At 44.8% G+C, this 10007-nt stretch carries 7 protein-coding genes and 1 tRNA gene; all 8 read left to right on the top strand.

Features of this window, described 5'->3' with window-relative positions:
* Positions 1–158: 158 nt before the first annotated feature.
* Positions 159–725: a hypothetical protein gene (locus ACQY26_RS06365; protein ID WP_428048306.1), complete on the top strand. Its 567-nt coding sequence runs from the start codon at positions 159–161 to the stop codon at positions 723–725.
* Positions 726–851: 126 nt separating this feature from the next.
* Positions 852–2486, top strand: a complete 1635-nt coding sequence (locus ACQY26_RS06360) for a class I adenylate-forming enzyme family protein (protein ID WP_428048305.1) — start codon at positions 852–854, stop codon at positions 2484–2486.
* On the top strand, positions 2483–4009 hold the full coding sequence (locus tag ACQY26_RS06355) for a CCA tRNA nucleotidyltransferase (RefSeq protein WP_428048304.1): 1527 nt from the start codon (positions 2483–2485) through the stop codon (positions 4007–4009). Before ACQY26_RS06360 ends, ACQY26_RS06355 begins: the two co-directional genes overlap by 4 nt.
* Positions 4010–4057: 48 nt before the next feature.
* Positions 4058–4128: transfer RNA gene (locus ACQY26_RS06350), tRNA-Gly, on the top strand.
* Between the two features lie 15 nt (positions 4129–4143).
* Positions 4144–4755, top strand: a complete 612-nt coding sequence (locus ACQY26_RS06345) for a hypothetical protein (RefSeq protein WP_428048303.1) — start codon at positions 4144–4146, stop codon at positions 4753–4755.
* A 623-nt stretch (positions 4756–5378) separates the two neighbouring features.
* Positions 5379–6041, top strand: coding sequence for a hypothetical protein (locus ACQY26_RS06340; RefSeq protein ID WP_428048302.1), 663 nt, complete (start codon positions 5379–5381; stop codon positions 6039–6041).
* Between the two features lie 216 nt (positions 6042–6257).
* On the top strand, positions 6258–6743 hold the full coding sequence (locus ACQY26_RS06335) for an N-acetyltransferase family protein (RefSeq protein WP_428048301.1): 486 nt from the start codon (positions 6258–6260) through the stop codon (positions 6741–6743).
* Positions 6730–10007: condensation domain-containing protein (locus ACQY26_RS06330; protein ID WP_428048300.1), on the top strand; the 3278-nt coding region annotated here is incomplete at its 3' end. The genes ACQY26_RS06335 and ACQY26_RS06330, both read left to right, overlap by 14 nt.

The following is a 10007-nucleotide window of genomic DNA, read 5'->3' as shown; positions in this document are numbered from 1 at the left end:
GTTGTACGTTGGGGCGTTTTGTTAAAAAGCGAAAACAGTTGACTTGTTTTTTTTTTTGATAAATTTTCTTCGTAAATCGGCCTGCCCAATAAAAGATGACTTTCTATTGCTTAAGGTTAGTTTAGGCGGGCTGTTTAATACCAAGGAGGAGGAAAATTATGTCAAAAAATAAAATAATTATAAAAGCGTTTTTGACGGTGTTTTGCGTTTTAACGGGCGCATTATTAGCCAATGCCGAAAGCTGTTCTTCCGTAGGGCAGGTGCAATATAAATATACCGCCAGCGGGTGCAGTTATACCACCCAAACCAGGACTTGCTGTTCAAATAAACAATGGTCCGCTTGGGGGGGAAAGTGCTCCTCTTGCAATAAATCCGCAGATACATGCGATTCTTGGCAAATATATGCGGATTTTGACGAGGCTAACTGTAAATGCAAATGTCCGCAGGGCGCAATAGAAGTAAACGGCGTTTGCGAATGTGACGAAGATAATGGATACTATTTAGATACTTCGGCTCATGAATGCGTTTATGAAGGCGGCAACAGCGGCGGCGGACAAGAGAGCGGTACTTGGGTATGTGACCACGGCTCGATTATAAGTTATAACGGTTGTTCAAAGGAAAATCCTTTAAGGGGATATTCTTGCCAACCCGTCGGAGCAAGTGCAACCGCTTATGAGGATATCGGCGCAGGCCAATGCGAAAAGGCAAGCTGCGTATGCGAGTAATTTTTAATCGGCTTTAAGCGAAGGCGACTTCGCCTCTCAACTAACCGCCCCGCCTTAGCGCAAGCAAAGGCGGGGTTTTTAGGGGGAAAATTTGTCAGATTTTGGCTTAAATAGTAAAATATTAATATGAATATTAACTCAACGGATTTATATACCGCGCTGACTGCCAGCGCTTATAAAAGGCCGGAAGCGACGGCCATAGTTTACGGCGGAAAACATTGGTCTTACCACGAACTTCTTATGAAGGTTGACCGTACGGCCGATATGTTCTGGGAACACGGCATAAGAAAGAATGACAAAGTGGCCGTGGCTATGAGGAACTCCATAGAGGTCGTAATAACAAATTACGCTCTTTTTAAACTGGGCGCGGTAAGCGTGCCGGTCAATTTTATGGTTTCCAAGCCGGAAGAACTTAAGTTTATACTTTCGGATTCCCGCGCAAAAGCCGTTGTTACTCAGGCGGAATTCCTGCGTCATTACGCGCCGATAAAAAAGGATATCCCGGAGCTTAAATATATATTTTCCGTTGACGAAATTCAATCCAGCGTAGCCAAGCTGGAAGATAAGGACATAAAACTGTTTTGGCCCGCGGTGGAAAACAGCAGTTTTAACCCGCAAACTCTTTCCGTCCGTCCTTATTATGAAGATTTGGCAATGATTCTTTACACTTCCGGCACCACCGGCCTGCCCAAAGGCGTTATGCTTACGCATAAAAATATTATGGCGGATGTACACGCCACGGTGCTTTCTTTCAAAATTACGGAAGATGACGTATTCTTGTGCATTTTGCCGCTTTTCCATACTTTGGCTTGGACGGCAAATATCGTTTTGCCGTTGAGCTTGGGGCTTAAAATAGTTGTAATGGCCAATATTACGCCCGCTTCAGCATGGCTGCACCTTATGGGCAAGGAAAGGGTTACCGTTATGATAGCCGTTCCGCAGCTTTATAGTGTATTAGCAAAAGAAGCCAAAGGACTTAAGAAACTTTATTTGCAGTATTGGGCTTTTAGGAAAGTGCGCTTCTGTATTTCCGGCGCGGCCCCGCTTAACAAAGAAACCCAAGCCCATTTTGAAAAACAGCTTGATTTGCCTATTCTTGAAGGTTACGGCCTTACGGAAACAAGCCCTATCGTCAGCGTAAATACGGAAGCCAACAAAAAAAGCGGCTCCGTAGGCATTAACCTGCCTTATGTAAAAATAAGAATTACCGATGACGACGGCAATGAACTGCCCCGTAACGTTGAAGGTGAAATATGCGTTAAGGGCGATAACGTCTTCCATGGTTATTACAATAATCCGCAGGCCTCCGCCGACGCTTTTGACAAAGACGGCTGGTTCAGAACCGGCGACGTCGGCGTGATTGATAACGAGGGCTTCCTTTTTATCCGCGACAGAAAAAAAGACATGATTATTATAAAGGGGCTTAAGGTTTTCTCCGCGCAGGTGGAGCACGTCATTAACGAATATCCCGGCATAGAAGAATGCGCCGTAATCGGCGTGCCGGACGGCCACGGCGGGGAATTTATCAAGCTTTACGCCGTCAAGAAAAAAGGCGAAGACTTCAACGAAGCCGATTTCAGGAAATTCCTTAAAAACAATCTTGACAATTACAAACGCCCCAGAGATATTGAATTTATGGAAGCTTTGCCCAAGAACTCCTTAAGGAAAATCCTTAAGAAAGATTTGCGTAAAGCGGCGGTGGAAAAACTTAAAAAGCAGGAAGCTGAAGCCGCAGCCAAAAAAGCCGAAGGCCGCGAATGATTAAGCCCGAAGCTTTGGCGTCCTTAATAAAAAACTGCGCGCCGGAGGCGTATTTCGTCGGCGGAGCGGTGCGCGACGCCTTGATGAAGCGTTACTGCGGCGACATTGATTTGGCCATGCCTAGGGAGCTGGTCAAACCATGCGCGGTTAAGCTCGCCGCCAAGCTTAAGGCTTCCGCTTTTGAAATGGACCCCGATTTCTGCGTTTGGCGCGTAACGGCCAAAAGCGGGCTCCAAATTGATTTGTGCGCTTTCGTCGGCAAAGATATTAAGGCCGATTTAAAACGCCGGGATTTTACGATTAACGCATTGGCTTATCCCGTAAGTTCCGCTTTTAAAATCAAAACCAAACCCGCCGGCAAAAAACTTTCCCTCTTGCTGACTTCCTTAAAAAAGGAAAATATTATCGACTTAAACGGCGGAATAGACGATATAAAAAATAAAACGGTCCGCGCCAATAACTCCAAGGTGTTTACGGAAGATCCTTTAAGGCTTTTAAGGGCTTTTAGGGTTTGCGCCGAACTTAAATTTAAAATTGAAGATAAGACCCTTTCCTTGATAAAAAAATCCGTTTCTGCGGCTTTAAATCCGGCGGGGGAAAGAATACAGGAAGAGTTTAAAAGAATATTTGCCGCCGCGAATACCGCCAATATTTTGCGAGCTATGGACGGGGCCGGCCTTTTATCGGCTTTAATCCCTCAGCTTGAAGACCAGAAAACCTGCGCAATTTGCTATTACGGAGAAGGCGGCGTTTTTACGCATACGATGAAAGTCGTCGAGCGTATTGAATTTTTGCTTAATAATCTTGAAAAGGCCTTCCCCAAATTCCATAAAAAAATCAAGCCTTACGCGCAGGATACCGCCCTTTATAAAATGACGGCGCTTTTGCATGATATCGCCAAGCCCGCGACGGCAAAAATGATTAACGGGCGGCTCCGCTTCTTTCACCACGAAGAACGCGGCAGCGAAATGGCGGAAAAATTCCTAAAAAAACTTAAATATTCCTGCGACGCCCAAAAGCTTATCTGCAAGATGATTTATTATCATTTGCGTCCAAGCAATTTGGCCAGCAACGAAATAGTTACGGATAAAGGCATTTATAAATTTTTTAAGGAACTCGGCCCCGCCGGGCTTCCTATGCTGCTTTTGTGCTGGGCCGATTATACCAGTTACGTAAGGCCTATGCAGGTGTTTTCCCTCATGCGTAAATCCGTACTGCCCGTAATGACTATGGAAGAAGCCAAAAAGAAGGATAATATCGGCAAAACTTTAAGGCATATGCAAATGCTGAATTTCCTTTTCGGCAAGTATTTCAATGAAAGCAAACGTTTTGTAGCTCCGCCTAAAATTATAGACGGGCGGGATATTATGTCCGTTTTAAATGTGCCGCCCGGGCCGCGGGTAGGCCGTATTTTGGAAGCCGTTACGCTGGCGCAGGTTGAAGGCAAAATTAAAAATAAAGAACAAGCCCTCGCCCTGCTTGAAAAAAATAAATCGGCTTTTTTAAGGTTTGACAACAATTAATTTGCCCTAAAGCTTTTTATTTTAGTAGAATAAGTATATCCAATTTGTGCGGGCGTGGTTCAATGGTAGAACGGAAGCTTCCCAAGCTTTAGACGAGGGTTCGATTCCCTTCGCCCGCTTTTAATGAGGTCTATATGCCGGAAGAACTTCAAGACAATTCCAAAAAAACTTCCAAAGAAATTTGGCTTTTTTTAATTTTTGTAGATATAGTGGCTTTGTGCGTTTTCGGTTTTTTCATTTATAAATCATTTTTTAACGATTTTGATTTCGCCTCTTTAATACCTCAAACCGCGGCGGAAGAAGAACTTTCGGCGGAAACCGACGTGCAGGAAAATATTTTGGTTGAGGAGGAAAAACTTCCTCAGGAAGAAGCTCCTTCCGCCAAACCCGAAGAACCTAAACCGGCCCAAGACGAGGCCGAAGCAAAACCCGCCAAACCGGCGGAAGCCCCGGCCGAAAAACCTGCCGTAAAAGCCGAACCTAAAAAGCAAAGCGTATTTATTTCCGGCACCGGCAAAACCAGGAAGGTTACTTTTAAGTACTACGGCAACGCAAAAAAAGTTTCCATAATTTCCGGCTTTACCATGCGCAAACCCGTCGCGCTTAAAAAAGTCGGCGGGGTTTGGTCTACGACTTTGGTTATTTATCCCGGCGAATACAGATATATGTTTGTCGTCGACGGTAAAGAAACGCCGGATCCGAACGCCTTGCAAGATGACGGACGTTCCGTAGTCGTCATAAAATAGTAAAATCTTATTGCTTTAATTTATCCGGGCCGACGCAAAAGTCAGCCCGGATTTTTTTTAGATAAAGTATTCATATAAAACTATTTTTATTCCTGCCGAATCATCTAATTTAAAGTGTATATTGCCAAAATATCAAAATATTTTTACAACATCGGTATAGGCTTGTTATCTTAGTGTAAATCTTACTGTGAGGTGCCTTATGAAAGAACTCATCTGTAGTAACCAATCACCAAAACAAATCTTAATTTCAAGAAAAGGACACAGCTGTTTTTAAGGCCGTGTTTCGGGTTTATTATGCCCGGAAAACGAGAAAACAGTTGACTTGTTTTTTTTTTTTGATAAATTTCCTCTATATTTCAGGCTGAAAAATCTGTGCCGTTCGTCGTTCTTCTTTATTTGCGTTTGTTAAAGTTTTTCGGCTTGAAGCAATCAAAAACGGAGGTAAAAATATGGTTAGTATAAAGAGAAATCTAGGCTTATTTTTTATAAGAAGCTTAGTTTTTGTGAGTTTTATGGGATTATGCTGTGCAGCTTACGCGGCAGTATGTACAGGCAGTCAGGTGGCGTGTTGTAAAGGGACGACAATGTCATGCTGCCCGCATCCGGGTTATGGCAGTAACGGTGTGGAATTATCCTATGACTTGAGCGCGTGCATGATTATAGCCCCAATCGATCCGGGCGGCTCGATAATAGATAGACCTATAATCGGGCCAATAGAAGCGGAATGTACATCAGGGCAAAAGGAGAATAAATATACCGCCAGCGGATGCAGTTACAGCACTTCAACAAGAACCTGCTGTTCAGACGGCACATGGAGCCCTTGGGATGCCTCTTGCCCTACAACAAAGACATGCCCGACATCAAGCAAACCTGACACAAGAACAACATGCACGGGCGGATATAAAACAAGAACCGTAACATGCAACACGTCAACCGGGACATGGACAACCGGCTCGTGGGGGGACTGTGATTGCAGCGATTCCGCCTATGAAAGCGTACCTTTAAAAGGCGGCGGCACTTGCTGTCAAAGGAAAGACGGCACGGGCCCCCTGTGCATGACGATGGGAGACGTAACGATACCCTATGGCTGGGTTAAAATGGGAACACCTTGCTGGAACAAGATTGAGTGTGGTACAGGCACTCTGCCCGAATGCAATGAATCTATGAACGGCACTTATTGGTCTAAGTGGATAAGTGATAATACTTGGAATAGCGGATGCGGATCGCAATATCCACATATAAACGGTTACGGCTATTGCCAACAATATATGTGCAGACAAGGATAGTAAATAATTTACCGGGATAAAACCCGGCTCTCAACTAACCGCCCCGCGTTCTTTTCAGGACGCGGGGTTTTGACATATTCCGCTTATAATTAAGCCGCATGGTTTTAAAGAATATCTCTTGACCCGCCCAAAAATATATAATAATATTATTGTTTATATTAATTGGCGGGTTTTATATTTTTTCCGCTAAAATCCCGACGAAGGGGGGATAACCCTATGACAGAATCCGACCGCGAAAGCAAATTCCAAATCAAAAGAGCTGGAAAAGAACATCTTGATATTTTGGTTGATTTCAACATGAAACTCGCCATTGAAACCGAAAACAGGCCTCTTAATCTTGAAACTCTCACTAAAAGTATGAACGCCATTTTGGAAGATGAGCGCAAAGGCGTGTACCTTATACTTTTTGAAGGCAAAGAAGCTTTGGGGCAAATCGCCTACGTATATGAATGGAGCACCTGGCGCAACGCCAATTATATGTGGCTTACGGATTTGTATATAAAACCCGAACACCGCAAGCGCGGTTTATTTAAAATAATTTATCAGCACGTAATGCGCCTTTATGAAGAGAATCCCTCCGTATTAGGGTTGCGTTTCTATGTTGACAAAGGCAATACTTCCGTAGTGCCTATTTATAAAAAAGTCGGCTGGAAAGAATCCAACTACGATTTATGGGAGATTAAGAAAAGTGGCTGCATCTAAACCTTTTAACGTTTTGGTAGTGGACGGTTTCGCCACCGGCGCGCAGTATGCGGAAAGAATACGCGCGCGCGGCATGGTGCCTTATCACGTAACTTCCGGCACGGAGAGGAATTCTTCCTTCCCGGCGGATTTTATGGAAAAGTACATAGAATCACAAATCGGCGGGTGCCCGTATGAAAAGCGCTTTCGCATGGCGGAAGAAATAGAAGAAACCGCCCGGGAACTTAAAAAATATAATTTCCGCGCCGTAATACCAGGCACGGAAACCGGTGTTATAGCGGCGGAAACTTTGGCGGGATATTTCGGCCTGCCGGTAAACGATCCCGCCCTTCTGCACGCCCGGCGCGATAAATACCTTATGCAAAACGCCTTAAAAGCGGCGGGGCTAAATCATATATATTCCTTTCTTACCGGCGACATAAACGAAGCCTTGGACTGGTATAAAAAATCCGGCCTTAAAAAGATAATAATTAAACCGCCCAAGAGTGCGGGCACCGACGGAGTGCGCGCCTGCGACAATGAAGAAGAAATAAGAAAATATTTTGAAGAATACCTAAATAAAACCGACAAAGCCGGCAACTTTAACGGGGAGCTTTTGCTTCAGGAATATATTTACGGCGATGAAATGGTGGTAAACTGCGTTTCCCGCGCGGGCAAGCACGTACTGACGGACGTTTTGGTTTATAATAAAATTCTTACCTCTTACGGCGTGCCGATATATGAAGCCAGCAAACTGATAAACAAATTGGAAGGCCCGGTACTGGATGCGGTGAATTATATTTTTAAAGTTTTGGATGCTTTGGGGATAAGTTACGGTTCTTCCCACAGCGAAGTTAAGCTTACGGAGAGGGGCCCCGTCCTTATAGAAACTGGCGCGAGGGTAATGGGCAGTACTCCCAAAATTTATTATGACGCGTTGGGCTACAGCCTTATAGATCTTTCCTTGGACGCTTATCTTTCCGACGTGGCCCACAAAAAGAACGCGGCGAAGAAGTACTCCCCTAAAAAACATTTTATGGCTAAGTTTTTTATTTCCTCGCAGGAAGCCGATATTACGGAAGTTTCGGCGGAAAAAACTTTGCCCTTGCTGGAATCTTTCGCCGGGGCCAATTTCAATACTCTTAAAATAACCAAAAGGCTTAAGAAGACGGTGGATATTCCGTCCAAACCGGGGGAATGCTTCTTAACGGCCGACAGCGAGCGCGCCCTTATCCGCGATTATAATATTTGCCGTTATCTTGAAATCTGCCACGATTCGCTCCTGTGGCGCAGGGCCGACAAGCCGGCAAATCCTGCTGAAGAAAAACTCGTTTTAGACAGTCTTAAAAACAAAATTTACCCGGAAGAGAAAATAGAACGGCTTTTATACGGCTATAATATGGCCTATAAGAACTTTAAGAACTCCGTCCTGTACGTGCTTAAGGACGATCTTACGCCGTGCCTGCCCGGCGAAACGGGCGTAATTTACGTGGCGGGGGCCTATTTGGCCAAAAAGCCTTATGATATGCCGTGCGTAAAGAAAGAGAACTTCCTTACAAATCCGTTCTACACGACGGTTTCCGACAGGGAATTTATTTATCCTTTCCTTTACAAAACCGGCGAAGAGGCAAAAGCCGGGGAAGACGGCGTTTTGTTTTTTATTGATAAAAAGACCGGCGCGCTTACGTCTTCTTTCGGGCCGGCCTGCACAAGGGAAACATGGCCCCTTACCTATACGGAAAGGCAAATGGTGGCCGAACAGCAAATGTCGCCCGATTCCAACGCTTATAACGCAAAGTTTACTTTCCGCCTGAAAGGCAAACTTGACGAACGCCGCCTTGAAGAAGCTTTAAAAATATGGATAAGCCGCTACCGCATATTTCGTTCTTATTACCCTGCGGTAAACGGGAAGTTCGTGCACAAACTGGCAAAAAGCTTCCCTGTGGAAATTAACAAATACGTTTGCACTTTCAATGAAGCTTTGCAGCTTATAGAAGAACTTAACAAACCTTATGACATAACCCAGGGCCCGCTTTACAGGTTTACTTTGTTTAAAACCGGCGCGGGGGAACATCTCTTCCACATAAATATGCACCATATTATAGCCGACGGCACCAGCTTAATCAGCATAATAGAAGAACTTTGGAAGCTTTATAAAAACAAAAGAGCCAAAAAGTTCCGCTTGGAAAAGGAAGACTTCCTTGATTACGCCGTTTGGCAAAGCAAAAACGAAGACGCTGAAACAAAAAAAGCTTTTTTCCTTGATTTATTTAAAGACGGCGTGCCGGAAAACGAAATGCCTACGCGCACTTCCCGCCCGGAGATACTGCCCCACGCAGCCGACGTCAGCAGGGAAGCCCTTTTGGACGTCGCCAAAATAGACGCCGCCGCCAAAAGAATGGGCGTTTCAACCGCGCTTTTTATGATGACGGCTTCCTCCTTAACTTTAGCCAAATACTGCGGAAGCGAGGATATCGCCGTAGGCTCCATTATGAACGGGCGTTCGCACCCTCAGACTAAGGAACTTTTCGGAATGTTCGTCAACGCCGTGCCTTTAAGGTTCAAGCCAAAAAGCGATATGACGCTCGGCGATTATATGAAAGAAAGTTCAAAAATGTTCCGCGGAGCGGTTATAAACCAAACCTGCCCTTTTGAGCTTTTGGCCCCTATTTTGGCCCCGCAGAGGAACCTTTCCAGAAAGCCTGTTTTTGACGTTATCATCAACTACCGCGGGGAAATACGCCCCTTTGAAACGGACGGGCTTAAGATAAGTTCCGTGCAGATGCGTCAGGCCACGCAAATAGATTTGCAGTTTGAAATCGTCAGAAGCATATCCAACATAAACGTATCCATATCTTACTCCAAAGGGTTGTATCACGATGATGTTATAGAAGGTATGTTGGAACTTATGGAGAAGATTATAGAGCGCATGGCCAAAGAGGGCGCGGCTTTGGAGAAAGTTTCCTCAATCACTCTTTTGACGCGCCGTCAGCGCGAAGCCGTTTTAAAGGGCTTTGCCGGCAAACGCGCGGCTTATGATTTTTCCAAGACTTTTTTGGACGCTTTCGCCTCAAACGCAAAGAAACGTCCTTCTCATCCCGCCGTTAAATTCCTTGAAAATAAATTATCTTATAAGGAGCTTGACGCTCTTTCCGGCAATTTGGCGGATTTGCTTATTAAAAAGGGCCTTAAAAAGGTCGAATTCTGGCCTCTGATCCTGGCCTACATCATTATTGTTGTGTTCTTCTCCCTGACGTCCCCCTACTTCCTCACTGTGAAGAATTT

Source organism: Candidatus Proelusimicrobium excrementi, from assembly GCF_937881865.1.
In the GTDB taxonomy this organism is placed as follows: domain Bacteria; phylum Elusimicrobiota; class Elusimicrobia; order Elusimicrobiales; family Elusimicrobiaceae; genus Proelusimicrobium; species Proelusimicrobium excrementi.
This window is presented reverse-complemented; position numbering and strand designations above follow the sequence as displayed.

Excerpts from the sequence above, each read along its gene's own strand:
- ACQY26_RS06365 (WP_428048306.1), top strand. The coding sequence starts at position 159 with ATGTCAAAAAATAAAATAATTATAAAAGCGTTTTTGACGGTGTTTTGC.
- ACQY26_RS06355 (WP_428048304.1), top strand. The coding sequence starts at position 2,483 with ATGATTAAGCCCGAAGCTTTGGCGTCCTTAATAAAAAACTGCGCGCCG.
- ACQY26_RS06345 (WP_428048303.1), top strand. The coding sequence starts at position 4,144 with ATGCCGGAAGAACTTCAAGACAATTCCAAAAAAACTTCCAAAGAAATT.
- ACQY26_RS06335 (WP_428048301.1), top strand. The coding sequence starts at position 6,258 with ATGACAGAATCCGACCGCGAAAGCAAATTCCAAATCAAAAGAGCTGGA.
- ACQY26_RS06360 (WP_428048305.1), top strand. The coding sequence starts at position 852 with ATGAATATTAACTCAACGGATTTATATACCGCGCTGACTGCCAGCGCT.